This window comes from Desulfosporosinus sp. I2, assembly GCF_000960765.1.
Classification (GTDB): Bacteria; Bacillota; Desulfitobacteriia; order Desulfitobacteriales; family Desulfitobacteriaceae; genus Desulfosporosinus.
In genome coordinates, this window is the sequence record NZ_JYNH01000005.1 from 45,100 (window position 1) to 70,399 (window position 25,300).

Annotated in this window: 27 protein-coding genes and 1 pseudogene; 16 read left to right on the forward strand and 12 right to left on the reverse strand. The window is 40.3% G+C overall.

Features of this window, described 5'->3' with window-relative positions; genetic code table 11:
• Positions 1-901: 901 nt before the first annotated feature.
• From UF75_RS02555 to cysK, 3 genes and pseudogenes are all read right to left on the reverse strand, one after another.
• A pseudogene (locus UF75_RS02555) lies at positions 902-1,895 on the reverse strand (M42 family metallopeptidase).
• A 174-nt stretch (positions 1,896-2,069) separates the two neighbouring features.
• The gene (locus UF75_RS02560) at positions 2,070-2,702 is read right to left on the reverse strand and encodes a fumarylacetoacetate hydrolase family protein (RefSeq protein ID WP_045573029.1); all 633 of its coding nucleotides are present in this window, start codon (positions 2,700-2,702) and stop codon (positions 2,070-2,072) included.
• 219 nt (positions 2,703-2,921) lie between these two features.
• On the reverse strand, positions 2,922-3,824 hold the full coding sequence (gene cysK / locus UF75_RS02565) for a cysteine synthase A (RefSeq protein ID WP_045573030.1): 903 nt from the start codon (positions 3,822-3,824) through the stop codon (positions 2,922-2,924).
• Between the two features lie 360 nt (positions 3,825-4,184).
• Here cysK and UF75_RS02570 point away from each other — a divergent pair, with 360 nt between their 5' ends.
• From UF75_RS02570 to UF75_RS02585, 4 genes are all read left to right on the forward strand, one after another.
• Positions 4,185-5,597, forward strand: a complete 1,413-nt coding sequence (locus tag UF75_RS02570; RefSeq protein ID WP_045573031.1) for a cbb3-type cytochrome c oxidase subunit I — start codon at positions 4,185-4,187, stop codon at positions 5,595-5,597.
• Positions 5,590-6,081 (forward strand): cbb3-type cytochrome c oxidase subunit II, encoded by a 492-nt coding sequence (locus UF75_RS02575; protein WP_052692963.1) that lies wholly within the window; start codon positions 5,590-5,592, stop codon positions 6,079-6,081. The genes UF75_RS02570 and UF75_RS02575 overlap by 8 nt, the downstream gene beginning before the upstream one ends.
• A gap of 15 nt (positions 6,082-6,096) precedes the next feature.
• A complete protein-coding gene (locus UF75_RS02580) occupies positions 6,097-6,855 on the forward strand; it encodes a cytochrome c (RefSeq protein WP_045573032.1) in 759 nt (252 codons plus the stop codon).
• Positions 6,856-7,121: 266 nt separating this feature from the next.
• Positions 7,122-7,964, forward strand: coding sequence for a patatin family protein (locus UF75_RS02585; protein ID WP_045573033.1), 843 nt, complete (start codon positions 7,122-7,124; stop codon positions 7,962-7,964).
• Between the two features lie 201 nt (positions 7,965-8,165).
• Here UF75_RS02585 and UF75_RS02590 read toward each other — a convergent pair whose 3' ends face one another.
• Entirely contained in the window at positions 8,166-8,531 is a 366-nt protein-coding gene (locus UF75_RS02590) for a hypothetical protein (RefSeq protein WP_045573034.1), read from the reverse strand.
• 372 nt (positions 8,532-8,903) lie between these two features.
• On the opposite strand from UF75_RS02590, the gene UF75_RS02595 reads away from it, so the two are divergent.
• Both UF75_RS02595 and UF75_RS02600 read left to right on the forward strand, forming a co-directional pair.
• Positions 8,904-9,314, forward strand: coding sequence for a YtxH domain-containing protein (locus UF75_RS02595; protein WP_242860081.1), 411 nt, complete (start codon positions 8,904-8,906; stop codon positions 9,312-9,314).
• Positions 9,315-9,651: 337 nt separating this feature from the next.
• On the forward strand, positions 9,652-10,176 hold the full coding sequence (locus tag UF75_RS02600; RefSeq protein ID WP_045573035.1) for a GTPase: 525 nt from the start codon (positions 9,652-9,654) through the stop codon (positions 10,174-10,176).
• A 171-nt stretch (positions 10,177-10,347) separates the two neighbouring features.
• Here the strand turns inward: UF75_RS02600 and UF75_RS02605 are convergent, their stop codons facing one another.
• Positions 10,348-11,166: an EFR1 family ferrodoxin gene (locus UF75_RS02605; RefSeq protein ID WP_045573036.1), complete on the reverse strand. Its 819-nt coding sequence runs from the start codon at positions 11,164-11,166 to the stop codon at positions 10,348-10,350.
• A gap of 242 nt (positions 11,167-11,408) precedes the next feature.
• Here UF75_RS02605 and tlp point away from each other — a divergent pair, with 242 nt between their 5' ends.
• A complete protein-coding gene (gene tlp, locus UF75_RS02610) occupies positions 11,409-11,624 on the forward strand; it encodes a small acid-soluble spore protein Tlp (RefSeq protein WP_045573037.1) in 216 nt (71 codons plus the stop codon).
• A 77-nt stretch (positions 11,625-11,701) separates the two neighbouring features.
• On the opposite strand, the gene UF75_RS02615 is transcribed toward tlp, so the two are convergent.
• A complete protein-coding gene (locus tag UF75_RS02615; RefSeq protein ID WP_045573038.1) occupies positions 11,702-12,064 on the reverse strand; it encodes a VOC family protein in 363 nt (120 codons plus the stop codon).
• A gap of 126 nt (positions 12,065-12,190) precedes the next feature.
• On the opposite strand from UF75_RS02615, the gene UF75_RS02620 reads away from it, so the two are divergent.
• The 3 genes from UF75_RS02620 to UF75_RS02630 all read left to right on the forward strand — a co-directional run bounded on the left by UF75_RS02620 (position 12,191) and on the right by UF75_RS02630 (position 13,720).
• Positions 12,191-12,886, forward strand: a complete 696-nt coding sequence (locus UF75_RS02620) for an MBL fold metallo-hydrolase (RefSeq protein ID WP_045573039.1) — start codon at positions 12,191-12,193, stop codon at positions 12,884-12,886.
• 110 nt (positions 12,887-12,996) lie between these two features.
• Complete coding sequence (locus UF75_RS02625) at positions 12,997-13,230, forward strand: hypothetical protein (RefSeq protein WP_045573040.1); 234 nt, start codon at positions 12,997-12,999, stop codon at positions 13,228-13,230.
• A 79-nt stretch (positions 13,231-13,309) separates the two neighbouring features.
• The gene (locus UF75_RS02630) at positions 13,310-13,720 is read left to right on the forward strand and encodes a DUF202 domain-containing protein (RefSeq protein ID WP_045573041.1); all 411 of its coding nucleotides are present in this window, start codon (positions 13,310-13,312) and stop codon (positions 13,718-13,720) included.
• A gap of 87 nt (positions 13,721-13,807) precedes the next feature.
• Here UF75_RS02630 and UF75_RS02635 read toward each other — a convergent pair whose 3' ends face one another.
• The 5 genes from UF75_RS02635 to UF75_RS26085 form a co-directional block, all read right to left on the reverse strand.
• Complete coding sequence (locus UF75_RS02635) at positions 13,808-15,517, reverse strand: aldehyde ferredoxin oxidoreductase C-terminal domain-containing protein (RefSeq protein WP_045573042.1); 1,710 nt, start codon at positions 15,515-15,517, stop codon at positions 13,808-13,810.
• Between the two features lie 137 nt (positions 15,518-15,654).
• On the reverse strand, positions 15,655-16,845 hold the full coding sequence (locus tag UF75_RS02640; RefSeq protein ID WP_045573043.1) for a multidrug efflux MFS transporter: 1,191 nt from the start codon (positions 16,843-16,845) through the stop codon (positions 15,655-15,657).
• Positions 16,846-16,924: 79 nt separating this feature from the next.
• The gene (locus tag UF75_RS02645; RefSeq protein WP_045573044.1) at positions 16,925-17,830 is read right to left on the reverse strand and encodes an EamA family transporter; all 906 of its coding nucleotides are present in this window, start codon (positions 17,828-17,830) and stop codon (positions 16,925-16,927) included.
• Between the two features lie 276 nt (positions 17,831-18,106).
• A complete protein-coding gene (locus UF75_RS02650; RefSeq protein WP_045573045.1) occupies positions 18,107-18,592 on the reverse strand; it encodes a ferritin family protein in 486 nt (161 codons plus the stop codon).
• Positions 18,593-18,816: 224 nt separating this feature from the next.
• Positions 18,817-19,137 carry a DUF1992 domain-containing protein gene (locus UF75_RS26085; protein WP_052692964.1) on the reverse strand — a complete coding sequence of 107 codons (321 nt, stop codon included), beginning with the start codon at positions 19,135-19,137 and terminating at the stop codon, positions 18,817-18,819.
• Between the two features lie 501 nt (positions 19,138-19,638).
• On the opposite strand from UF75_RS26085, the gene yyaC reads away from it, so the two are divergent.
• The 5 genes from yyaC to UF75_RS02680 all read left to right on the forward strand — a co-directional run bounded on the left by yyaC (position 19,639) and on the right by UF75_RS02680 (position 22,743).
• Positions 19,639-20,241 carry a spore protease YyaC gene (yyaC, locus tag UF75_RS02660; protein ID WP_045573046.1) on the forward strand — a complete coding sequence of 201 codons (603 nt, stop codon included), beginning with the start codon at positions 19,639-19,641 and terminating at the stop codon, positions 20,239-20,241.
• A gap of 359 nt (positions 20,242-20,600) precedes the next feature.
• On the forward strand, positions 20,601-21,173 hold the full coding sequence (locus tag UF75_RS02665; protein ID WP_045573047.1) for a xanthine phosphoribosyltransferase: 573 nt from the start codon (positions 20,601-20,603) through the stop codon (positions 21,171-21,173).
• A 331-nt stretch (positions 21,174-21,504) separates the two neighbouring features.
• Positions 21,505-21,705, forward strand: coding sequence for a hypothetical protein (locus UF75_RS02670; RefSeq protein ID WP_045573048.1), 201 nt, complete (start codon positions 21,505-21,507; stop codon positions 21,703-21,705).
• Positions 21,695-22,396 (forward strand): hypothetical protein, encoded by a 702-nt coding sequence (locus UF75_RS02675; RefSeq protein ID WP_045573049.1) that lies wholly within the window; start codon positions 21,695-21,697, stop codon positions 22,394-22,396. Before UF75_RS02670 ends, UF75_RS02675 begins: the two co-directional genes overlap by 11 nt.
• A gap of 113 nt (positions 22,397-22,509) precedes the next feature.
• The gene (locus UF75_RS02680; RefSeq protein WP_207642467.1) at positions 22,510-22,743 is read left to right on the forward strand and encodes a hypothetical protein; all 234 of its coding nucleotides are present in this window, start codon (positions 22,510-22,512) and stop codon (positions 22,741-22,743) included.
• 86 nt (positions 22,744-22,829) lie between these two features.
• Here UF75_RS02680 and UF75_RS02685 read toward each other — a convergent pair whose 3' ends face one another.
• Positions 22,830-24,116, reverse strand: coding sequence for an MFS transporter (locus tag UF75_RS02685; RefSeq protein WP_045573051.1), 1,287 nt, complete (start codon positions 24,114-24,116; stop codon positions 22,830-22,832).
• Between the two features lie 207 nt (positions 24,117-24,323).
• On the opposite strand from UF75_RS02685, the gene UF75_RS02690 reads away from it, so the two are divergent.
• Positions 24,324-25,133 carry a ParA family protein gene (locus UF75_RS02690; RefSeq protein WP_045573052.1) on the forward strand — a complete coding sequence of 270 codons (810 nt, stop codon included), beginning with the start codon at positions 24,324-24,326 and terminating at the stop codon, positions 25,131-25,133.
• Positions 25,134-25,300: the final 167 nt, after the last annotated feature.

Genomic DNA, 25,300 nt, shown 5'->3' on the forward strand with positions numbered 1-25,300 from the left:
ATAAAAAAGAAGGCTACTCGTCGAATAGCCTTTACCTCTAAAATTAAATCCCGCAAAGTTCCTCCAGAATTAATGGATACACGGCTCTAGATTAATCTTCAACAAACTTACAAAACGTTATTAACCGGAGTATTGAGGTTCGTAACAACTACACCTTACAACTACGAAAACTAAACCAGATAAATGATCTGCTCTAACCAACCAGTAAGGGAATCCACTTAACCTAACTAACGTGAACCAGTCAAAAACTATAGTTTTAAAGGTAATGAAACTAATCTGGACAAATCCTCCACTATTTCTTCAATGACTTTAGGTCTAACTGGGATTTAATTCTGAAAAAAGTCACCACAGGGAAAACTTCGATTCGATCCTACACTCGAAAGTCATACCACTCTTCCTAGCTACAAATTCTGACTAACCATTTTGTCTAACAAAACGGACTGCTGATTACTAACCACCAACTTTAACTAACCACTAACCACTAACCACTAACAGAGTTTCCGATGACCAAACTACTAATGACCAACTGACTTACTTCTAAATGAGAAGAGGAACTTTGCGGGAAAACTTTTTTTTTAAACTACAAAAACCACCCTTCTAGGTGGCTCCAATTCTTCGAAAATTCAGCATCAAAACTTAACTAATTGCAATGCTTAAACCTTCGATGAATCGAAACTTTACCTAGCACGCTACCAATAAGTTATTTGCAACCTGAATCTTTATAATTAAGTCTTTCTACCTTTATTATAACTTAATTTGGCTCTCTGTCAAGTGCCTCCCATAAGAAAACACAGAAAAATCCTCAACAAAGAGCCGTCGCATGACTCTGTAAAATACTAGGTTTACGAAATACCCCCACTTATTTCAGTGGGGATATTTAAACTTGGATAAACGGTCCCCTCTATAATTCAGTTGCTCGTTCTAACAATGCCACAAGTAAATTTATAGCTGATTCAACATCACGTTTGTCAAGCATTTCTGCAGGACTGTGAACATATCGCGTGGGAATCGAAAGAACTCCTGAAGGCACCCCGCCCCTAGACAGATGAATCGCGCCTGAATCCGTTCCTCCATACTCCAAAACCTCCCACTGGAAAGGAATGTTATTTTCCGTGGCAACCATGGCCATCCAACGTTTAACCTGAGGCGATGTAATCATGGAGTGGTCAAGCACCTTAATCCCAACGCCTAGCCCTAGTTCTATAGACATAGGATGTGCTTTGGGGGTATCCCCGGTCGCTGTGACATCCACAGCAATTGCCAAGTCAGGTTCGAGAGCATAGGCTGCCGTTTTAGCACCGCGAGTCCCAATTTCTTCTTGTACTGTAAAGACAAACGCTAATTCATGGGTGGACTTGGTCCGTTTAAGTGCTTCCATCGCTATAAAACATCCAATGCGGTCATCGAGGGCCTTGGAAATAATTCTTGATCCAGATTCTACGAAATCCCCCACAAAAACCGCCGTTTCCCCGATGCGGACAACCTGTTCAGCCTCTTCCCGAGAGGATACCCCAATATCGAGATAGAGTTTATCCAGCTTAAAATCACTGGGTTTCTTAATTTTTCAACCCCGATCGTTCCGACCTTCCCACTGCTAAACTTGACTCTTTGTCCACAAGGTTGGGGATACGCACTCCTCCGAGAGGGGTAAAACGCAAGAACCCGTCTTTATCAATATGGGTAATCATCAACCCGATTTCGTCCATATGCACAGCAACCATAATTCTCTTACCCGTTCCATGACGCCGGACCATGAGATTGCCTAAAGTGTCTGACTTTAGTTCGTCACAGTAAGAGCGCAGTTGGGTGGAGATGAATTCCGCGACCCTTTCTTCGGAACCGGACGGACCAAATATCTGGGTTAACTGTCCAAGCATTGCATAATCCAAATCCATTACACATTTTCCTCCTCGTCGATCGAGCTAACCACAAGCATACGCGGGAGATCCTTTAATAGTTCATCAACAAGGTTAAGACAAGCTGCATAATCCTTTTCTGAAATAACCGAGGCAAAGGAATGAAGGTAACGACAGGGTACAATAAAGAGTGGTCCAATCTAGCTGAACGAATTACTTCGAGAGCTTTATGATACAGTTTCCCAACTCTTTATCTGCCAATTTACTCGAAAACAGATCTCCGTCAAATACAGGTCCTACTCCCGCAGGAGTACCCGTAAAAATGATATCCCCTTGACCCAGTCCAAGGTGCTTTGCGGTATATTCAATGACTGTCGGTAAGTCAAAAATCATATTTTTTATATTACCCCGTTGAACCTCTTGTCCATTCTTGTCTAAAGAAAAGTCAAAATTCATCATAGCCTTAAGTCCTGGAAAAGGCTGCCAAGGGGTAATTACGGCTGAGTTAATAAACCCTTTGGCAAGCACCCAGGGATAACCTTTGCCTTTTAACTCTGTCTGAACATCACGCAAAGTGAAATCAATACCGATTGCCATTTGGTCCACAAGGTCATCTACCTTAATCCCAAGCTCATATTCCCTCGCAATATGGAATACAAGTTCTACCTCATATTGGATTTGGCCCCGATCTCCTGGAAAGATTATCTCACGTCCATTAGCCTCAGCTAAAGCATGGGTTGGCTTAGTAAACAACAAAGGGGTTTGCGGAACCGCATTATTAAGTTCATGAGCATGTTGAACATAATTGCGACCAACGCAAACTATGTTTTTTATAGAATCTGGCATGTGCTGCTACCTCCTTATGCTAACTGACTATTTGCTTGTTAGAACAATTCAGGTGCTATAATAAACTGAAATATATCCCATAACACTCTTTAGGCAATATACCACATCAGGTGGCAGTGAACAAACCATAATCATAAATTATACAGTATTATTTTCAAAGAGGAATTTAGGTTCCAAGTGCTTCTTGAAGATTGCTTCTTTAATATAGTTTTTTTCTTTTTAGATCAGGGATGTACTGAAATATCGTTCAACTCTGTCAGGCAAAACGGTGACAATGTTTTTATCCGCACCATAGTAATGAGCCATTTTAATAGAAGCCCAAACATTTGCACCTGATGAAGTCCCTGCTAGAATACCTTGAGCTCTAGCCAGAACCCTAGCTGTATTAATTGCATCATCATCAGTAACTTCAACGACTTCGTCAATGAGATTTACATTGAGCACTTTGGGAATGAAACCGTCACCGATCCCTTGAATCTTATGTAATCCCGGCTCGTGCCCCAGAAGTGCAGAAACATTCTTAGGTTCTACTGCAATTATCTTAGCCCTTGGATTTCTTTCTTTAATAAATCCGCCAACCCCTGCCAGCGTTCCTCCGCTACCCAACCCAGAAACGAAAACATCAACTTTGCCCTCCATTTGATCCCAGATCTCTGAAGCGGTAGATAGATAATGAATTTGAGGATTATCAGGATTTTCAAACTGCTGGGGAACAAAAATACTAGAATCCTTTGACTTTTGTCTCTCAACTTCCGACACTGATCCACCAATGCTTTCTTCGGCTTTAGTCAAAACAAGCTCCGCACCCAAAGCCAAAACAATCTTTTTTCGTTCCTCACTCATATTTTCCGGCATAACAATGACTACCCTATATCCTTTTTGGACTCCGACCAAAGCAATGCCAATCCCCGTATTACCCGAAGTAGGTTCCATAATTGTCATACCGGATTTTAATACTCCTCTAATTTCTGCCTGTTCAATCATATGTTTCGCCACTCTGTCTTTGATACTTCCGCCAGGATTCAAATATTCTGCCTTCGCAAAAATATTCAATCCAGTATGTTTTTTTAGACTAACCACGGGTGTATTTCCAATGATATCCAGAATAGTTTCAATGATCATCTTATCGACTCCTTCCAATCGTTAATTTGAATTTATCTTATAATTTCCCATCTATATATTCAACTACCTTGTCCAATACTCGTGGCTGCATATATCGAAACAAGACTGGAAGTCTCATGCTTCCAGCCTTGTTTTTGGAGTGATGAATCATGATTCAATTTCTTTCTTGAGGAACAAATTCATGGGTCTCGAACCAAGCTTATATATCCCGCTTAGAGAATTTCCACGCAGCTAATGTGAGAAATGTTATCGCATAGAGTGAATGATTCTAATTTAAGTATTTATATGAATTGGAAGGGATTCTATATTATTTGTCGAATTAATTATTGTGAAGAAAATTGAATGAAAGGAGAATTGGGAATGACTGAAGAAAATCGTCGAGTAGTCCGTTTGGCTTTTTCAAGTGCAGTAGTCTGGTTGATTTTCGGAGTGATTATTGGGGCGTGGGAGTCGATAATTTATGCTCATCCAGAGATTATGTACTCCTTGCCCGTGTGGCTAAGACCCTTTGTAGAATTTGGTAAGCTTAGACAGATTCATGTGAATACATTGGCTTTTGCCTGGCTTTCAATTGGGTTTATAGGAACTTTACTGGCCATTGTCCCAAAGCTGACCGGCGTAGCGTTAGCTAAACCTCGTTTAGCGATTACAGCAATTTGGTCATGGAATCTGGCAATCCTGATTGGGGTTATTGCCTTGGATATGGGAAAATCACGCGCTCGTGAGTATGCATCTCTGATCTGGCCCAGTGACGCCCTTATGATTTTGTCGTTTATTCTTTTAAACATTGTTGTATGGAAGACGTTAATCCTACGCAGAGAAAAGAGACTTAATGTCGCTTTATGGTATCTTGCCGGTTCAATTGTTTGGATGCCACTTATCATTATTTTAGGAAAAGGCCTGTGGTTAGATTTCTTCTCCAACCCTTTCTTTGGTGTTTTTGATAATGTGGCAAATTGGTTTTTAGGACATAATATTTTGGGACTTTGGTTTACGACTCTAGGAATTGGGGCCTCCTATTTTATTATCCCACAAATGACTAAAAATCCGATCTATAATCACAAATTATCAATCATTGGATTTTGGACGTTGGTGCTGTGCTATCCTGCAGTTGGGGCACATCATACTCTGGCCGGACCAGTTCCCACCTGGCTCATGACTGAAGCGACGGTTTTCAGTATACTTATGGTCATCCCTGTGACATCCGCTCTTTGGAATATCCACAAAACGATTGGTTCTAAATGGGATCTATTTTTCAAGGAACCAGCCTTTGCGTTTATAACGACTGGGTTGTTTTTTTACTTTGTGGTCAGTTTACAAGGATCTTTTCAGGCCTTGCGCTTTGTCTCTGAGTATCTGCATTTTAGCCAATGGGTTCCGGCTCATGCCATGCTGGCCTTAGGTGGAGGATTTACCTTTATTCTTATTGGGGCAATTTACTTTTTTGCTCCCGAAATTTTTGGCGGAGAGTGGTATAGCCGACGACTTCAGAGCTGGCACTTTGGTCTATCCCTCTTTGGGATCTTAGGGATTTTCTCAGGTCTTACGATTGCCGGTCTAATCCAAGGAGCTAACTGGCAAAATACCAATGCCGGGATGCACTGGATTGATGCAACGGTTCGAGCTGTTCATCCCCATATGGTCGTTCTAGCGATTAGTGGGATAGCCTTTGGCATTGCACAAGTGATTTTTGCGGTAAATTACCTTATGAGCCTGAGGATGAATGCAAGTTCTCCTGTGAATCTCCGAAAGGCGGCTGGTTTGAATGTTTAAGTATGAAGAACATCTTGGCTATTTATTGTTAGGATTTCTGTTGTTTTTTTCCTTTGCTGTCGTGACAACCTATATCGTTCCTGAAATCAGTGCGCAGAATATTAAAGAAACAGCGGAAACGGTACACTATACTGATCAACAAAATGCGGGTCGACAAATTTACATGCGTGAAGGGTGTGTGTGGTGTCACTCTCAGGTCGTGCGAACCGGTGAGGAAAATTTGGCCACATTCTTTCGCCGAGGAGAAATAGGATCGGTAACTACACCTGCGTGGTATGCAGCACAAAATCCAGTGCTGATTGAACAACATCGACGAGGACCGGATCTAAGTCATGTATGGACGCGCTGGCCTTCAATAACTTGGCAAAAAATGCATTTTCAAAATCCCGAACAATTAAATCCAGGTACTTGGATGCCACCGTTTAGTTATTTAAGTGACAAGGATCAAGATGATTTACTCGCCTACCTGCAAACATTGAGATAAAAGGAGGGAATTACAATGGCCCAGAATCGGATTCCTCTGATCCTGAAAGTTCTCTATATCGTCATTCCGTTGTGGAGTGTATGGTATTTTGCAACTAATTACTCTCCCGGATCCTTTATGAAGATGGACATGGCTAATCAGGTTGCACTTCAACAGGACGGAAAACAGATGATAGCTGCCGGGAAACAAGTTGCTGCCCAAGAAGGATGTTTTGCCTGCCATGGCCCTGAAGGAAAAGGTGGCGTTGAAAATCCAGGATCTAAGGATTTAGTCGTCCCAGCTTGGGATGGTGAAGACTTAGCCGCCAACAATGTCTTTTATCCAATTATTCTAAAACAGGAAATTGAACATGCCGTAATTCGCTCTATGTATGATGACCCCACAGACATTGGCAATCAGGAATATGCTCCATTCAAAATGCAACCCTGGATTGGACGATTGACGTCTGAACAGATTAAAGAAATTATGGCGTATATTTATAGTATTAATCCTTCTCTGCAGGATGGAATGAAACAGGTTCTTGCAGGCGACAAAATGTTACCCGACTTTAATGAGGTATCCGGAGATATAACCCAAGCCTTTATACCCGATACAACTAAGGCGCCTGTAACTATTGAAGGCTCCCCATTAGGAACTCCGGCTGTCAGCCAGATTCCTTATCGTAAGGATTATCCCAAGCTATTTGATGAATATTATGACCAGCATAAAGATGATAACCCAACTCAGAATGTCAAGGATGTCGAAGAGTTTGCAAAATTAATCGGTATAAACTAGAAAGGTATTATTGTCTATAAAGGTATAAGGGCATAGATTAGACGAAAAGCACCCTCGGGGTGCTTTTTAAGCCAAATCAGAACGGTTACCTATGGTTGTATGTTAAATGTTGCCATGCTATAGTTGTTTTAGGTTTCGGGGCTACTAAATAATTGAGATCGACTAGTGGTTCCCACTTTGCTTAATGTAGTAGCTTGATTTAGTGATTTTTTTATTGCCTACTTCTCCGGCCTTTTCGGAGTGGGATAAAATAGTGGGGTGTTCATATGGAAAATGTAGGGCTTGTGCTCGAAGGCGGAGGTATGAGGGGACTATATACCTGTGGAGTCTTGGAGTATTTTATGGAAAACCAGTTATATTTCAATTATGTAATAGGAGTATCAGCTGGGGCATGTAATGCAGCTTCCTATATTTCTAGGCAGCAGAGGAGAAATGAAAAGGTCATTATTGGGTTCGTTAAGAATTGGCGGTACATGAGTTTACGAAATTTAATCTTGAGCAAATCATACTTTGGTATGGATTTCATTTTTGACGAAATTCCCAATCAGCATGTTCCCTTTGACTTTAGGACCTTTTATGAATCACCTGGTGTTTTTTTGGTCGGAGCAACTGATTGCCAAACTGGTAAACCGCTATATCTGAATAAGGACGATTTAGGCGCTCAATTCCAGGCTTTAAGGGCGTCCGCTTCTCTGCCAATGCTATCGCCTATTGTCAACTATAAGGGTTATGAGCTTTTAGATGGTGGAATATCCGATTCCATACCCATAAAAAAATCCATCGAAGATGGCAATACCAAGAATATTATTGTTTTAACCAGAAACAAAGGCTATAGAAAGCGTCCTGGAAAATTCAACGCTCTACTTAAACTAACCTATAGAAAATACCCTCAATTAATCGAAACCATGCAAAACCGTTATAAGAATTACAATGAAACCTTGGATTATATCGAACACCTTGAAGACGAAGGCAAGGCCATTGTAATAAGGCCTACCAAAGAATTAGAGGTCGGGCGACTAGAAAAGGATCCCCAAAAGCTTTACAGACTGCTTCACCAGGGATACGAGGATACTAAACGTTCCTATGAAAGAATTATGGAATTTGTCTAAACTCCCATCTGCTTGCTAATTTTCACCAAGTTATGATAACTCAGTCTTGGCTCAACCTTAAAAGACGGCTCACTACAAGTGCCTCCGAGTACTAAAGAGAGCTCTTTGCTACTTAAGTAAGCGAAGAGCTCATTTTTTTCTATCGTTCTTTAATTAAGCGAGTTTCAATTCAGAAAAAAGCTCGCTATTTTTTCTAAACCATTACCGCAATAATAAATATCCTGCCCAAGCTTTTGCTAACCCAATCAGCCTTCTATGTCTGGTAAATAACAAAATACCACCCACTGTTATAAGGATACATAGCACCCTATTCACTCTCTTAGCCGAAGAGACACTAGTCACCTGTACTGGCGTTGATGAATCTTCCCCTCCAAGTACAATAACGTTGGAAGAAAGTTGCTTTGTTACACCTTTCACCGAATATGTTCGACTTCCTATTATATTAACATCTGAAACCGGACAAGCATGAACTATCCCGGTTAAATCCTTTTGTAGTATCACAACACTTGTAAAGGGACATTTGTGTCCCCTCCGGCTATCTGACCTAGTAAAATCATTGTTTAACATTGTCAGCCTCCTACATCCGGACAACAAGTTAAATAATTTCTAACTTCATTTTATGTCCTCTCCTGATGTAATGTTCATTTTCATGCAACCAACAGATATTTCTTAAACTCGCATTTAACCTTTATAACTCACCTCTAGATAAGAGGCGTTTTCCAGAGGAGAGCATATAATAAATAAGGCCGAAAATAAATGACCATGATAATATGCTACCACGGTGCAAGTTCTGAATTTGCATAGTGGTGGCCCCTCTTGAGCCAGTCACATATCAATTGTGAACACTATGGTGGATCCGATGACTGCAAGAAAATATCGAGGTATAAATTGGTTGTTTCATGGCGAAAAAACGGAATGATTAAAAGGAGTGGATAAGAGGTGGCAAATAATAACAAGGGTAAAAAGGTAATTAAGGCGGCTATGTTTGGAGGTGTTGTAGGAGCAGCGATGGGCTTATTACTTGCACCAAAGAGCGGACAGGAATTGCGCCAAGATCTTATAGAACAGGCCCACGAAATAGGAGAAAAAGCCGTTGAAATTAAAGACAAGGCACTGAGTGCTTGGCAAAATGTCGAAGACAAAACCCAAGTTACGGTTAATACCAGTAAGAGCTGGATTCAGAAAGGAAAACGATTGATTAGTAACTTGAAAACACTGGTATCTGAGATTCAACATGGCGCTTTAACAAAGACTAGTACTATTTATGCATTGGAAGATAAGGAAAATGGTGATCCAGCCAAAGAAATTTTGACGAACCTAGATAATGATCCTGAAGTTTTGCACCCATAAAGCAGCCGAACATAATATTTCCCCCTCATAAGATGTGATAACCGATGGAAGTATTCCGACAAGCAGCCTTCCCATAAGGGTAAGTTGCTTGTCATTCTATACCCCATGCTTTATTAATAACTTGACCGCTTCTGCAGATGTATTTTACATAATCCCTGCGTAGACAAGTATGCCTGCCTGGTGTTGGTGAAACTTCAGGTCAGATTAGGTACTGTAGGCTAAGTATGAAGGTAAATTGTAGCTTTATAGCGAAAATATACGGACGGGATAGTCAATATTGGCTGAAACAAAAAGAAATGTGACTGATGAATAGGCAGAAATGAAAATGGGGGTAATTATGGCTACTGAAGAACCTAGTCAAGTTAACTTGGTTTCATATCTGGTTAATCTCTATGAAACCTTTATAGGGTACGGAGACAAGCCGAATGCTGAGATTCTTAATACGCTTAGATTAAAACTTGAATGTCAAGAAGTTGTTGTAGCGTGCTATGGCTATGTTTCTTCAGGCAAATCTAGGTTACTAAACGTGTTAATGGATGAGGATAACCTTCTGCCAGTTAGTCCACTGTCTTCAAGTATGAATTCAGTGTACATCAGACCGGGAAAATCATTAAATATAGATCGTGAGCAGTTCCAGGCGTTATGTCAGGATCCAAATTTAGAATACTTGGAGCTTTTTTGGGCTACTCCGGAGGGTCTAAGTTTTATTGACACTTCTGGAATTGATTCCATTGAGAGCGGGAATAAGCAGGCGGAAAATTCCTTACTACTCTTGGCGGATCTCGTGATTTACGTGACGGATTACAATCGCATAAGCAATCGGGTCAGCTATGGGAGAGCCCTCAATCAGGAGGCTGTGTAGACTCTCCTGACTTGAGGTGGCATTGCCGGTTAGATGAAAAAAGGTACCCACGACACCGACGATTACGCCGAACCACATCATCATCTGAAACGTTCGCTTCACGATAACGTTAGGTTGGAATACAATTTGAGCAAGAACTGCCAAAACTGCGAGAGGCCCAACGCTAGCAATTTATATAAATAATTCCGGTTCTCTTCGAGAAGCAAACTCGATTTCTAATTCCTGTTTATGTCTTAAATAATCGTTATCATCAAAATACTTTGCCTGGTTAGGACATTTTTTGATACACGCCCCACATTTAATACAAATTCCTTTTAAGGTAGAAACATCTTCAAAATCAATGGAACCCATAGGACAGACATTGACACACAGTTTACAGTCAATACAATGACTATTAGTTTTTGGTGCAACCTTTCTAATATCCACAGGACTACCATCTTTATTTTTAGGCATATAATGTTTTCTATACGGTTGATTTCCCTTCACAACTACAGTTAGAAATTCATCTAGAGTTGTTATTTTTGTATGTATTTGATCGGCAAAATCACCGACAATGTTCATGTCTTTTTCATCCGGTCTGTTTTTGGCAAGAGTTAGTGAAAATGAGTGTTCTCCAATAAATGCCCCCCCTGCAATAACTTTAAATCCGTTAAATTCAAGAATATCTTTTAATTCTATTAAAGCATCGTCATAGTTTCTGTTACCATAAACAACTACAGGGATTGCTAAGGCACCATTACCTTTAATAGTATTTAAATAGTTTAGTAATACATTAGGAACTCTTCCTGCATAGACTGGAACTCCAATAATGACGACATCTTCTTCTGAAAAAGACACTGACTTTAATCTAACACCCGGTAACGTAAAATCGATATTGTTGATGGTTATTTCCCTATCCATATTCTCTAAAATTCTCTTTGCTATTCCGGATACTATTTTTTTAGTCGTATCTGTCGCGCTAAAATACATGGAATTAATAGTCTTTTTCATAGCAAGACCTCCTTAATTTTCTATATCATCGGCCTTTAACAAAAATGAGTTCACATCACACTTCAACACATAGGACCTCAATCATCTCATAAATTTCCTGCGAAGTAAGGGGAAACCTGTCTTTGGTTGTCGCAGGATCAATTTTGCAAACAATAACAGCTAGGTTAATATCTATTAGTATAGAATCTCTCGATTTAGATTATCATAAATGAGTAGTCATGATTGTAAAGGAGGGATTATACTTGGCCAAACCGGATAATCGAGCGGATAATGAAGTACACCTACAAAATCATATCGACCACACTTTAGCTAATTTGCGGGAAGCAGAGGACTACTTAGATGACCATGCAGATGAGATTCCATCTGATGAGAAGCAAGCTATTGAAGCTAAAAATGATCGCCGCAAATCAAGTATTAATGCTTTCATAGCGGAAAAAAAAGACGAAGCTCGACGGTAAGAGCATCATTTTATCTACGTGCCATACACATGCAGCCCCTTCCAGTTTGGAAGAGGCTGCTTTTTCTCTCGTGCGGATCAAGGGATAATTTCTACCCAGTAATTATCTGGATCATTAATGAAATAGATGCCCATTTCCTTGTTTTCGTAACAGATACAACCCATTCTCTTGTGATGTTGATAAGCTGCTTCAAAATCGTCGACCTTAAAAGCAACATGGAATTCATTCTCGCCTAAGTTATAGGTTTCGGTTCTGTCCCTCAACCAAGTCAACTCTAAGCTATGTTGAGTAGTACCATCTCCGAGATAAACAAGGATAAATTCGCCACCCGCCGGGACATGTCTTTTAACCTCGATTAACCCTAAAGCTTCCTTGTAGAATTTCAAGCTCTTTTCCAAGTTAAAAACATTGATGTTGTTATGGTCAAATCTAAATTTCATAATTTTATAATCCTTCCTCTCATCGTTCGCTAACAATTATTTTCTGTTAAAAAAGCCTATTCTATAACTTGCTAGTTCACTCATAAGTATCCATATTTATTGTATAATCATTACGAGGTGACAACAATGGGGAATCCAAACATTAAAATCAAATATCTATATCACAGCGGCTTTTTAGTAGAAACGGATCAAAATTTGCTGCTCTTTGATTATTATCAAGGCAGTGCAGAAAACTTAATCAAAGAAAGTCTTAAAAATATCGTTATCTTTTCTTCTCATAGTCATCCTGACCATTTTAATCCAGTGATCCTAGAATGGCAAAAAGACAGACCCGATATTCAATATATTTTAAGCCATGATATTAATGTTTCACAAACTATTAAAAACCTTAATTTCCTAGCTCCCTACGAGAAGCTTGAAATAGGTAACTTAAAAATAAAGGCCTATAATTCAACAGACCTAGGCGTATCCTTTCTCGTCCAAGCTGAAGGAATCCGACTCTTTCATGCCGGAGATTTAAACTGGTGGTACTGGATTGACACACCCAAAGAAATGGCGAAGGCCGAAAAGGACTTTAAGGAAGAAGTTCAAAAAATCAAAGGGGAAACTATTGATATTGCTTTTTTTCCAGTCGACCCCAGACTTGAGCAAAACTATAGCGCAGGAGCTGAGTACTTCATTCAGGAGCTTACTCCCCGGATTCTAATTCCAATGCACTTTGCCGATAGCCCTAAAATAGCCGACACATTCGGAGACAAAATGAAGAAAGGGCCAAGTAAAATTTTGAAATTTTCCCAAAAGGGGCAAGAGTTAATACTTTAACCACTGTATGTAACATTTTTTATCTTGAAGTAAGTCTAAATCCTTTATGACATTTCAAATGTCCCCCAAAAGATATATAATGACTTAAAATCACGAAAGAAGGTAGAACTATGTCGGTTTCATTAGTTTTTGTGAATAATAAAATAGAGTTTCGATATCTCTCAGATCAGAATAAAATCTTTATTTTTGATATCAAGAATGACAAATCGTTGCCAACTTATTCGTTACCTGATAAATCTGCAGAACTCAATAAGAGTACTTTCATTGATATTTGTCTAAATATTCGTAAACAAATTGACAAAGGAAGACATACCCTTAAACAGTGTTCGGACACAATTTCGTAAATGTATGCCAGCTTAACCCCAACTATATAAGCTGAGGTGCTTAAAATTCAGATAAAACCTTATAATGGAGGATTCTTGAATGCCAGAAACAATCGAAGATAAACAATCTAGAGGACTTCGCAACCGCCGCGTTCACATGGCCAACGAACGGACATTTCTGGCTTGGATTAGAACAAGTATAGGGATCATGGCATTTGGTTTTGTTGTTGAGAGATTCACTTTGTTCATAAAACAAATGTCCTTCGTTTTGGAAAAATCAAATATAAAAATTACCTTACCTAATTCACATGGATATTCAGCCATCGCCGGAATTTACCTTGTGGGTCTCGGTACCTTAATGAGCGTACTGGCTTTTATCAGGTATAAGAATGTTGAAAGACAAATATACGAGGATTCCTATCAACCTGCTTCGAAACTTAACATCTTGCTCACCCTGTCCCTCCTTGCAATCGGAGTCTTTCTGGTAATTTATTTGATTAAGAGCACTTAATGCAAAAGAAATAAGAGTAAAACAAGGAACCTGTCCCCTTGTTTCGTTAGAGTAAAACAAGGAACCTGTCCCCTTGTTTCGTTAAGTTTAAGTCGTGAAGGTTCTATGAACATTATCGAGTTCTTCCCCGGTCACGTCAAACACAGCATTCTCAGCTGCAGGGTTGGGTATTTCTGTAAAGTGTTCTGGCAAACGATCATTAACATTCGTAAAACCTGCCGCTTGGTTAAAGGCTCGTTCCCACTTGATTGTGTTCCTAGCAATTGCTTGCAGTTCTTCAAGCACATAGTCCGTGCCTAATTGGGAATTGACCAATTGACAGAGGATTTCCGGATGAGCTCCCAAGACTCCCATGGAAAATAAACACAACCCTAAATCGTCATAAATTGGCACTGTATACTGCGCCTTCTGAGAAAATGCTGCCTGCCCCTTGGGGGAGTTATGTTTTAAATCTGCACGGATGGAGTTTCCGGCAGTATGATCGGCACCCATTGGGGAAGTCGCATAGGTCACCCCTGTCCCTTTAATGGCCCGTGGCTCATACGCAGCCATCGCCTGCCCTTTCACCACTGGCACTTCAAGCACCCCTAAAACCTGGCCAGCAAGCTTTGCCCCATTACCCAAAACTCGTCCCGTTAAAGTTGCCTTGCCGATTTCTTCCACAAGACGGATGGCCCCCTCTTTGTCCCCAAAAGGAAGAAGCCCGCCTGCCATCGCCACACCAAGCGCAGCACCTACTTCGATCGTATCCAGTCCATAATCGTTACACAAATAATTAAGGTGAGCAATGACGTCGAGGTCCTCAATTTCTAGATTAGATCCCATAAGAGCAATCGTCTCATATTCTAATGGGGCGACTAAGTCTTTCCCTTGCTCATCCACATAGACATTCGAACACTTGATCAAACAGCCCGGCATGCAAGCATGCGCGGGTTTTCCTTTGCGGGTGAGGATCGTCTCCCTCAGAGTTTCCCCACTAATCTTGTCCACGCCTGAAAACTGGCCCGTCGAAAAGTTCCGCGTTGGCAAGCCTCCAATGGCATTTGTCAGATTCACTAACGCTGCAGTCCCAAAGTCTGTATAATTCTTAATTACGGGAGAGGTTTTAAGCAGCCGAGCATATTCTTGAATCACGCTTTTAAACGCCTCTGGTCGTTGCGGTTCGAGGTTTCCCATCCCCGTATCATCAATCACCAGAGCCTTTAGCCCTTTGGAGCCCATGACTGCACCAAGACCACCGCGGCCACTGTATCTACTTGGGACCCCTTCAGTGTCCGTATTAGCAATTCCTGCAGCTAGTAGACGATTTTCGCCAGCCGACCCAATACAAGAAATAGCGACCTTCTCGCCAAAGTCTTGTCTCAGACGGGCCGCAGTCTCATATACCCCACTGCCCCAATAGCCTTCAGCGGAAAGCAGTTCTGCCCCCGTCACCGTAATCTTTAATATGTATTTTTGAGCATCCTTAGGAAGGTCCTCGATAATCACTGCTTGATAACCGAGTCGTGCCAGCTTTATGCCGACAACCCCTCCTCCATTACTCTCTTTAATCCCACCCGTTAAAGGACTCTTACCGCCAATCGAAATTCGCCCAGAACTAAAAACCATACTGCCGCCAAGTAGCCCCGGTGTGAAAATTAACAAATTATGCCGCCCTAGAGGTTCACAGGTTGCCTTCACTTCAGTCAACATATATTTTGCAATAAACGCCCGACCGCCGAGCAGGCGATAATCTTCTTTGGGCTTTTCAGTCACGACACTTAAGGTTGACATATTCACTCGTAAGATTTTGCTCATTCATATACCCTCCCCATGTGTATGCACTAAACTTTTCCATTGTTTAGCACGCGAATTAAGCACCTATACTTTATCCTCTTCAATCTAAATAATTCGCCAAGGCGGACTAATTAATTCAGCGCAGCGTCTCCTTTTGCTTAGGGATGTTCGAGAGTTTTTTTTCCAGTGATATATACCCATCCGGCGTTCAAGAAAAGTAGGGCTGAAGTGGAGATAAAGACATACTGAATTCCAAAATAAGCTGCCATTTGCCCACCGAGGTTCGGCCCGGCGATATTGCCTAAAAACTGAGCAGATTGATTGTAACCGAATACCCTGCCGGTAACCGACTGAGGAACACTCCGTTTAATGAGGGAGTTAACCGAAGGCAGCATACCAGCCATTGTAAGGCCTAAAAGAAAGCGTAATCCCATCAGTTGCCACAAATTGTGGACGAAGGCTTGGGGAATAAATACCATCGCAGCAAGGAATAGACAAACCATGAGGATCTTACGGGCCCCGTACTGATCCGATAACCTCCCAAGCCAAGGAGCCGCGAGAATATTAGACAACCCAGCAACCGAAACGACGGCACCGGAGACAATTGCCACATGGCCCATGTTTTGGGCTAATTGATTAACATAGATAGTAACGATTGGTTCAATTGACATGTTGGCAAATTGAATCATAAACGTGGTAAGAAACATAGCTACCAGCACCTTAGGATGTTTAATCAACTTAAAGACTTCCTTGTTTGTTAAATCGGTTCTGGTCGGTTTAACAAATTCTTCACGTACAAACAATAGCGATACGAGAAAGGAAAGCAGCATAAATCCCCCGGTGACAAAGAAGACATGGTGAAGTCCAATGATTTCCGATAAAGTGCCTCCAATCAACGGGCCGATTAATGTACCAGCGACAGATCCGGTTGATAAGGTTCCCAAGGCCCATCCAGAGTGTTCTTTGGGTGCCTGGGTAGCGACTAGGGTGATGGCTGCCGGGATATAGCCATTAACTGCACCCATCAAAAGTCGGAGAAAAAACAGCTGATAAACATTCTGGACAAGTCCTATGAGTGTCATGATAACCGCCATACCCAAGCTGGCGCGTAACAGCATCAGTTTTCGACCGTGTTTATCGGCCAGTCTCCCCCAAATTGGTGACACGAAGGCCGATAACATAAACGTAGCACTATAGACTAATCCCGACCATTGTGCGATTCTCGCGACTTCTTTTACACCGAGTTGCTCGATGTATAAGGGCAAAAATGGGATTACCAAGCTCGAGCCGATCATTGTTATGAAACATCCAGACCATAGTATATATAAGTTGCGTTTCCAAAGAGGCATGAGTATATCCTTTCATGTTGCAGTTTGCGTAGGAAAATAAACCTGATTCTAATCCTATAACCGGATTTTCTGCACGGTTTTAGGAAGTTATTTGAGTCTTTCTCTTGGTCTTTGATAGTTGCACTAAAAAGACGCCACCCAAAATAATCGCCGCTGAAACAAACACATAGCCTGAAACTGGTTCTCCAAGAATGACGGCCCCTAAAAAGACTCCGACAACTGGATTAACATAGGCATAGGTACCCGCTTTTGAAGCGGGCCATTTTTGCAAAAGGTAGATGAACGAGCTGTAGCCAATGATAGATCCAAACAAAACCAAATAAGCCATGGCTCCAATTCCCTTGCTTGTCAGATGTATTTCGGTGGCCTCTCCCATTAGGAGCCCAACTATGGTTAACCCAATCCCGCCAGCTAACATCTGAATTCCAATGTTTGTGATGGTCGATCCCGTAGGCGTAAAGGTTTTGGAATAGACAGAACCTAAGGACCAAGAGAACGAGGCTATTACGATTAATATTCCGCCTGAAATATCAATAATATTAGCATCTGAACCCGTTAAGACCAGAAGTGCAACCCCACTAAACCCCAATAGCAAACCAACCCACCCCTTAACACCAAGCCTCGGACCATTGGGTAAGATTAATTCCAGAATCGCATTAAACAAGGGACCTATGGCCATAAGTAAGGCTGTAGCCCCAGAATAGACCCATTGCTCTGCCCATACAACGATTCCATTACCCCCAAGTAACAAAAAACAGCCCACAATGGCTTGTCTCCGTATATCGACAAAACTTTGCGGGAACTTATTGCCACGAAAATAGGCAAACAGTGTTACTAATGACCCGGCAATCAAAAATCTAATACCCGCAAATAATTCAGGAGGAAGATCACTCACTCCGATTCGAATAGCCAAATATGTAGAGCCCCAAATTATGCATACCGCTATATAAGCCAAAATTACCATAGAATCTTCTCTCTTTACCATAAGCTCACCTTTCCAAATAAAACGCCAACAAATTTTAATCTAATATATTCGCTATTAAATTCGCAAAAACCTTCTTAACTTTATAGTCCCATAAGTGACGGTTACCCTCTTCCTTTTATTTAATATCTTAAGAATTAGCCTTTTCTCGTTAATCTCTGACGGGGATCTATCCTCTACCATTTGGAGTATTGCTGGACCGTTGTTCTTGTCCTAAACAAAAACACCCTCGGAAATCAAGTGACTTCGCAAGGGTGCGGCTAATGGCATGACAATTTTTTAATACTTTATAAATTTTGTTCCCAAAGTACCGCAGATAAAACAGCGTTCCGGTACTACTTTCTCAATGTTTCCACAAACAGGACATAGATAGTAAAATACTTCTTCCTCCTGTTCCAGATTATCTAGTGCTTCCTTATACAGTTTCGCATGGACCTCTTCGGCCTTTAGAGCATAAGTAAACGTTCTAACCGCTGCTTGATTTCCTTCTTCCTGAGCCGCTTTTAGAAATTCAGGATACATGCTTTGATATTCATGATTCTCTCCATTAACTGCATCGTTTAAGTTTTCAACAGTTGACTTAATCTTATCTGCAACCTCGAAATGTTTTAAGGCATGAATGGTTTCCGCATCTGAAGCTGCTTTAAAAAGCTTTGCAGCATTCTTTTTACCATCTGCCTCAGCTTTTTTTGAATAAGCAATATATTTTCGATTAGCCTGTGATTCTCCAGCAAAAGCTTCCATTAAATTTTCCAATGTTTTCATAAAGTTTCCTCCCTTATAGTTCAAATCTAACCATTATGCAAGATCAATCATCATTTGGGCTTACTTATTTTTAGTGATTGGCGACTGCATAAAGATTAATAACTATAATATACCATATAAAATCTTTATACCATAATACCCAACAATATTTAGAGGGCATACCAAAGCGAGGTTGAATGCCAACCTAGATCTCCCTCAAGTCCACCCAGGTCGACTCTAACTTTTTACCACCTACGTCTGCAATCCATCATAACGTTATAGTTAATGACCTTTTCAGTAAGTTCTTGTCTAGAAATAGTAGAGTCTTCATCACGTAACTTCAAATCACCCGTTGTGGCAGGCGGAAAACGATTGTATTCTTCGGTGGTTTGATCCAGATAACCTGAGTTTTTCAGGACAATGTATGCGGCTCTAAGTTTTCGGGGTAAAAAGTAAAGACCCTCAATCTTTAAAGGTTTTCCTGAACCAGGAAGGTTTTGGGAATCACCCCTAGCTATAGCCTCCTGAATTCTCCGTTCTGTGAGCATACTAAAGATATCTTTCATGCTGCTATCCCCTCACAAGCAAATAATTTTTGTTTTTGTATTATATGATAAACAGCATTCATAAGCCCATGAATTGCTGCGCTTCTACTAGTTTTATAACATATTACCTGAACTCTGGCTCACTCACTATAGTCCGTCCTTAACAGAGCACAAGAATATATTGAAACCGTGAGAACAATTTTTACAAATACTATAGCGGGAGGGGATTTGCTTATTAAGTCAATAAAGTATGCGGAAAAATAATTAGGACAATATTTAGGACAATATATTCTCTCGTTCATGTTACTCCTCAATTCTCCACTATTTTTCATAGCTTGAACCCCTCAACCTATGTTGTTCGTCATTATCTATTCTAATTACTCAAGCATATATTTCACCCTCACTTATACAATGACTAATAAGTGCTATCAACTGATAGTTCTTATTTCTCTCTGAGAAGTCAAGATTTTCAACCTAGCACCGAATAAGTGCAACGTTTGGGAGAATCGACTGCTCCAATTTATGGGGGTGACAATAATTATAGATAATTCGAGACACATCCTAGCCTCGGTTAATTCATTCACCTATAATTACTGGGATAAACTATCGTTCGTCTCCACTTTAAAAGAACTTACATCCACGAAAAAGGTGCTCTTCGCCTGTATTGGTACGGACCGGGCAACCGGCGACTGTCTGGGACCATTGGTTGGAACAAATTTAAAGCGTCTGGGTTATACGGTATTAGGGACACTGGATGAACCTCTGCACGCGCAAAACCTGATTCAAGAACTTAAAAAAGGTTCGGCCCTCTATAATCCCGATATAGTCCTGGCGATCGATGCCTGTTTAGGTAAAATCGAAGAAATTGGCAAAATAACCCTGTCCAACTCTCCCTTAACACCAGGAACAGCAGTCCGTAAAGATTTGCCCACTGTAGGTGATATCTCAATCATGGGAATTGTTAATATGGGAGGCTTTTTTGAACTTCAGGTTCTGCAGTGTACCCGTCTTCATACGGTGATGAAGCTTGCCTCAGATATCACACACTTAATTTGGCAGGCAGTACCTGATTCCCGTGAGGATTCTCTAGTCAATAACAGTCAGAAACAGAGTCAATGCTCCTAAGAACGATTTGCACAATCCTCTTCCGTCCGGCATGCAACTCAAGAAAACTTGGCTGGCGCCCACGAAGACACTGTCTTCGCACGTGTTAGCTTAGCGGAGCGAAGACACTGTCTTCGTACGAATTAGCCTTCTAGTTAGCCTTAGCGAAGGTGGCCGCCTTAGTTGCCCTTATACTTTCTTTCTAGTACTAGAAAAACCGCACCCTAAAGTGCGGTTTATTAACTTAATGTCATCCATAAGAAAATATATTGCTTTTTTGCGATATTAAAGTTATTCTTGTAGTTATTAGTTTCTATTTCTACTGTCACTCCTGAAAAGTTTTAGGAGTGTTTTCATTTTGAGAAGGGAGTATTAGGATCATGCAACTCTTAAAAGATAAAATTCGCACGGACGCAAAAATAGTTGAAAATCGAATTATCCAAGTCGATAATTTTCTGAATCACCAATTAGATATTACATTGTTTAATGAAATAGGTAAGGAATTCAAACGCAGGTTTTCAAGTAAAGAAGTAACAAAAATAGTAACCATCGAAACCTCCGGTATTGCCATTGCCTGTATAGCTGCTCAGTACTTTAATAATGTTCCCGTCGTATTTGCAAAGAAACATGCGGGCCTCAATATGAACCAGGATGTTTACGAAGCAAAGGTTTATTCTTATACTAAAGATCAGGAATACACCATTAAAATATCAAAAGAGTTCTTATGTCCGAATGACAAAGTGTTAATTATTGATGATTTCCTAGCTAGCGGAAGTGCACTTATGGGATTGATTAGTTTATTATCTCAAAGTGGCGCGGAGATTTCCGGAGCGGGTATCGTCATAGAAAAAACATTTCAAGAGGGTAGAAAACTCATACAAGAAAAGGGCATTCAGCTAGAGTCTTTAGCCATCATCGACTCAATACGAGATGGCCAGGTTTTTTTCAAATAAATCAAACATAAAACTAGGGATTGACCCTAGCTTTATAATCACCAACGCTTATCGGAGGGGGTGTCGCAAAACTACTTTTAACAAGTAGTTAGCGATACTCCCTTCTTTATTAGGCTAGTTAAATCAGTCATGCAGTCGAACTGAATCATCCTCCGGTATTAACACCTCAAAATTAAATGGTAAAACTAATTGATAGCGACCTTTAAATTCGGTATAATTCTTACTGTATAATTTAGTGGTTTGCATAACTTAATTATACGCCAACTGCGGGTTCTTTGGAATCCGCAGTTTTTATTTAAGAGTACAAAAGTAGGCTGCTGCTCTACGAACTATGAAGTTCATTTTGCAACAGCCCCTTCTAGATATTGTTGAATTCTATGTATATCATATACTTGATAAAGAAATTATTGGGCTTGATGAAAGTAAAGTTTATCGAGATGATTACGTTAATTCTATTTCTGCCCTACAAACGAGAAAAGGTAGAGATATGTTAGCCATAGTTAAAAAGCAGGTGAATGAACATGATGAATAGAGAACTCCCATTATTCTCAGATATTTATCTTGGATTTATTAATATCTTTTCTATAAAATCCTGCAATGATAAGAAACATATCTCATTGACAGAACAAACGATTGAGCAAATTGAACGTAAGCTTTTAGAAAGGCAAGTCGAAGTAAAGTGGGATAAAAAAATTGATTATCTTAAATCAGATGTTGAAGCAAATTATGCTAAATCATTTGATGCCACAGAAAAGTTTTTATTCCCCCATGAATCTAACCATTTTCGTCGGAAACTTAACAGTTTCTATTTAATATGGGATGATTCCAGTCTATTTAGTAGATCTGACAAAACCATGGAAATTGAAACTTTTCTTACTGTTTATCCTAAAATTGAAACAGCCAATTTAATGTTTCACATGAAATTAAAACAAGGAAATGTTGATGACATTATTTTCCTTAAGCAATTATTTTCTAGCCCTAGCAAGTGTGCGGTAAGCATTGAAACTCCGACCTTTTTCTCACAAACGGATGAGAAAGTTCAATGTGTCAATGAAATTAGCCTGCAGTATATTAAATTCGTAAAAGATTGTATTTGTGAAAATGAAAATGAGTCCATTTACTCATCAAATATGATTGAAATTAGGGGAATAACCTTTAACGACAACCATGATATTCAGAACAGTTACTGTAGTGATTATCCACAGCAAATCTATGGATATTGACATCCGATGAGGGTTGGAGGTTTGTTCCTACCGATTTAGCTCAAAAACGGATAGGTGAATCCTGAGGTTCGCGAGATTTCTTCCATATACTCACACATGCTAATAGTGTTCTCATGTTTAATTATGCCAAAAGTATTCGAGGAGAAGAATATACCAGAATGCAACAAGAGTTGAACCAAATTTATGGTCGCGAAATAAAAGACTATTTTAATGATTCACCTAGAATCGCTGGAGTTGATCACGGCCCACTCATTATCCTGGAAAATGTCTCAGTGATGCGCTTTTTACTGAAAAATTCGGCAAAAGCTTTAATTATCCATCTTATAAGTCCAACTTTTTGGAATTAGGACAAGTGAATTCGAAGGATTTTGAAGTAACACTTAAAAAGTATCTTAGCGGGTTGAAAATTCCCTTCTGATTAACAAGCTGGCCATTATGTTTTGCTTTTATCCATTTTTAACGGTATGGAAATTGGCTGGTGAAGAAAAACAGCAACTAACGCACCAAGAAATGCGATTAAGGCAGAAAGCCAAAGATTCTGAACCATACCCCAACCCATATCTAACATTGCACCTGCCACTGCGGGCGCGGCCATTTGACCGAGGCCAAAAGCTACTGTAACAGCTCCAAACGCGGTAGGGGCTAATTGGGCTCCTACTTCATCTCCACAGGCAGCATTCATAATTGCCGGCACACTAAAAATACTCAGACCGTAAATCAAGGCGGCAGTTGCTATTGCTCCCTCCCAAGGCAAAGTTGCAAAAGCAATAAGGCAACTACCATGTATTAAATAAACCGTAATAAGTCCCCAACGCCGTCCTATACGGTCTGAAACCCAGCCCCAAATAAACCCACTAGGCAAACTAAAAACTCCAATCCAAGACCACAATCGTCCGGCATTCACAGTAGACCAGCCTCGTGTTTCGGTTAAGTAGGCTCCAAAAAAAGTTGTAAAGATCACATAGGAAAAGCCAAAGGCAAAATATATCAGCGCTAATCTTCGTAAAACTGGTTTTTCCCTAAATATCTTAATTATCTTTTTCCATATCGATTCTTTCATTGGATTATTTGCTACTTGCGTAAAACCACTTGAATTAGCTGGTTGATCCTTTAGTTTAAAGTTGGTCCAGATTCCAATAATTATTACAGCTATACCTAAGCAGATCCAAGCGGTACGCCAACCTTGACCACCTGGAGCAGATATCAACCTCGGTAATAAAAAACCATTGATTAACAGACCGAGACCCGAACCTGAAACTAAAAGCCCCGAGGCAAAGCCTCGACGTTCAGCCGGCACCCAAGCTACAGTCATCGCCATGACAGGTATGTTAGCTCCAGCCATTCCGACTCCAGCTAAAGCCAACCAGATCAAAGGCCAAAAAAAACCTGAACCCAACCCAGTCAAAACCATACTAAATCCTGTTAGATAGAGAGAAAAGGTAATTATCTTACTAGAGCCCCAACGTGCCGCTGCGATCCCTGAGCCAAGGCTAAAGGATAAATAACCTAAGAAAGCTGCTGTTACAATAATACCCATTTGGGAGTAGTTAAACCCTAAACCTTTTTGCATGGACGGCAGAATAAGCGCCATACTGAAACGCCCAAATCCCAAGGAGCCAAGTACTACTAAGATACCAGTAAATATAAACAAAATAACTGCTGCATCTTTACCCTTGGGATTGACTATTTTATCTTCTTTAATGGATTTTTGCAGTTCCATAATAACCTGATAACCTCCTATCTATTTTCTGAATATTCACTAATTAATTCGCCGTCTACTAAATTTTTCCTGCTAATAAATTAATTGCTTACTTCCTTTTAGTTGTCTATAAATAATCGCTCGCCTGCTTTCCATCCAACTATATACTCCATTGTTAATATATGGTAAAATAAACCAATACATATTTTAAGAAAGGGATGTTGTCAAATGGCTAGACATTCTAAAACTACTAATACTACAAATAATACTAAAACTGCACGAATAATTTCTGTTGCCTCACAGAAAGGTGGGGTTGGCAAAACAGCAACCGTCACAAACATGGCTGTAGGGTTAGTTAGTCTCGGATATAAGACAGCTATTGTTGACATGGATGCTCAAGGCCATATTGCCTTATCATTTGGGATCAAAAAAACTGACTTAAAGAAGACAATCTTCGATGTTCTAATTGGGGAAGCAAAAATGAGAGACATCAAACAACATGCATTTGGGGTTGATCTCTACTTATCCAACAATTCTCTTTCTGAACTTAGCCCAAAAGTAATGGCTCAAATTAATTCCAAGCTATTCCCTGCCCCCAAATACCTTTTAAGGAAAGCAATCGGTGAGATAAGAACTCAGTACGATTACATTTTAATTGACACTTCTCCGAGCAATGACATCCCAACCATAAATTCCTTGTTAGCCTCCACGGATATTATCATTCCTGTCCTTCCAGAGGGTCTATCCATTGATGGCATCTATGAGACAATCTTCCTAATTAAGGGTATTCAGGAACAAGGTTCAAAGATTAATATTTTAGGGATATTACCTACGATGGTCCAAGACCATACCAACCTACATCATGTAAAGCTCCAAGAACTTCGCAAACAATTTGCTGAGACCCCAGACATCAAAGTGTTTGACACTGTTATCAAACGCGCCATACGACATGGATTAGCGCAGACTGACGGCGAACCCGACATAAAAAAGGCACCCGAGTATCTTTCGTTTGTAAAAGAGGTCTTTGCCATAGCATGAGGGCTCTTAGGGTTATATTTCATTTAAGATGTTTCTTTAAACTATCGCCATGGAAGGCCATATCTTCATAAGGGTTAAACTGAACAGATAAAGAAATCCGGCAAAGGCTTTAAGCCATTGTCGGATTTCTTTGCCCAAAGCCCCTTTTGCGTTGCTCGCGATTTTGT

What these genes read in the sequence shown, in the direction of transcription:
- UF75_RS02560 (WP_045573029.1), bottom strand. Translation starts at nt 2,702, where the DNA reads ATGCCAGATTCTATAAAAAACATAGTTTGCGTTGGTCGCAATTATGTT.
- cysK (WP_045573030.1), bottom strand. Translation starts at nt 3,824, where the DNA reads ATGATCATTGAAACTATTCTGGATATCATTGGAAATACACCCGTGGTT.
- UF75_RS02570 (WP_045573031.1), top strand. Translation starts at nt 4,185, where the DNA reads ATGACTGAAGAAAATCGTCGAGTAGTCCGTTTGGCTTTTTCAAGTGCA.
- UF75_RS02575 (WP_052692963.1), top strand. Translation starts at nt 5,590, where the DNA reads ATGTTTAAGTATGAAGAACATCTTGGCTATTTATTGTTAGGATTTCTG.
- UF75_RS02580 (WP_045573032.1), top strand. Translation starts at nt 6,097, where the DNA reads ATGGCCCAGAATCGGATTCCTCTGATCCTGAAAGTTCTCTATATCGTC.
- UF75_RS02585 (WP_045573033.1), top strand. Translation starts at nt 7,122, where the DNA reads ATGGAAAATGTAGGGCTTGTGCTCGAAGGCGGAGGTATGAGGGGACTA.
- UF75_RS02590 (WP_045573034.1), bottom strand. Translation starts at nt 8,531, where the DNA reads ATGTTAAACAATGATTTTACTAGGTCAGATAGCCGGAGGGGACACAAA.
- UF75_RS02600 (WP_045573035.1), top strand. Translation starts at nt 9,652, where the DNA reads ATGGCTACTGAAGAACCTAGTCAAGTTAACTTGGTTTCATATCTGGTT.
- UF75_RS02605 (WP_045573036.1), bottom strand. Translation starts at nt 11,166, where the DNA reads ATGAAAAAGACTATTAATTCCATGTATTTTAGCGCGACAGATACGACT.
- UF75_RS02615 (WP_045573038.1), bottom strand. Translation starts at nt 12,064, where the DNA reads ATGAAATTTAGATTTGACCATAACAACATCAATGTTTTTAACTTGGAA.
- UF75_RS02620 (WP_045573039.1), top strand. Translation starts at nt 12,191, where the DNA reads ATGGGGAATCCAAACATTAAAATCAAATATCTATATCACAGCGGCTTT.
- UF75_RS02625 (WP_045573040.1), top strand. Translation starts at nt 12,997, where the DNA reads ATGTCGGTTTCATTAGTTTTTGTGAATAATAAAATAGAGTTTCGATAT.
- UF75_RS02630 (WP_045573041.1), top strand. Translation starts at nt 13,310, where the DNA reads ATGCCAGAAACAATCGAAGATAAACAATCTAGAGGACTTCGCAACCGC.
- UF75_RS02635 (WP_045573042.1), bottom strand. Translation starts at nt 15,517, where the DNA reads ATGAGCAAAATCTTACGAGTGAATATGTCAACCTTAAGTGTCGTGACT.
- UF75_RS02640 (WP_045573043.1), bottom strand. Translation starts at nt 16,845, where the DNA reads ATGCCTCTTTGGAAACGCAACTTATATATACTATGGTCTGGATGTTTC.
- UF75_RS02645 (WP_045573044.1), bottom strand. Translation starts at nt 17,830, where the DNA reads ATGGTAAAGAGAGAAGATTCTATGGTAATTTTGGCTTATATAGCGGTA.
- UF75_RS02650 (WP_045573045.1), bottom strand. Translation starts at nt 18,592, where the DNA reads ATGAAAACATTGGAAAATTTAATGGAAGCTTTTGCTGGAGAATCACAG.
- UF75_RS26085 (WP_052692964.1), bottom strand. Translation starts at nt 19,137, where the DNA reads ATGAAAGATATCTTTAGTATGCTCACAGAACGGAGAATTCAGGAGGCT.
- yyaC (WP_045573046.1), top strand. Translation starts at nt 19,639, where the DNA reads ATGGGGGTGACAATAATTATAGATAATTCGAGACACATCCTAGCCTCG.
- UF75_RS02665 (WP_045573047.1), top strand. Translation starts at nt 20,601, where the DNA reads ATGCAACTCTTAAAAGATAAAATTCGCACGGACGCAAAAATAGTTGAA.
- UF75_RS02670 (WP_045573048.1), top strand. Translation starts at nt 21,505, where the DNA reads ATGAAGTTCATTTTGCAACAGCCCCTTCTAGATATTGTTGAATTCTAT.
- UF75_RS02675 (WP_045573049.1), top strand. Translation starts at nt 21,695, where the DNA reads ATGATGAATAGAGAACTCCCATTATTCTCAGATATTTATCTTGGATTT.
- UF75_RS02680 (WP_207642467.1), top strand. Translation starts at nt 22,510, where the DNA reads ATGTTTAATTATGCCAAAAGTATTCGAGGAGAAGAATATACCAGAATG.
- UF75_RS02685 (WP_045573051.1), bottom strand. Translation starts at nt 24,116, where the DNA reads ATGGAACTGCAAAAATCCATTAAAGAAGATAAAATAGTCAATCCCAAG.
- UF75_RS02690 (WP_045573052.1), top strand. Translation starts at nt 24,324, where the DNA reads ATGGCTAGACATTCTAAAACTACTAATACTACAAATAATACTAAAACT.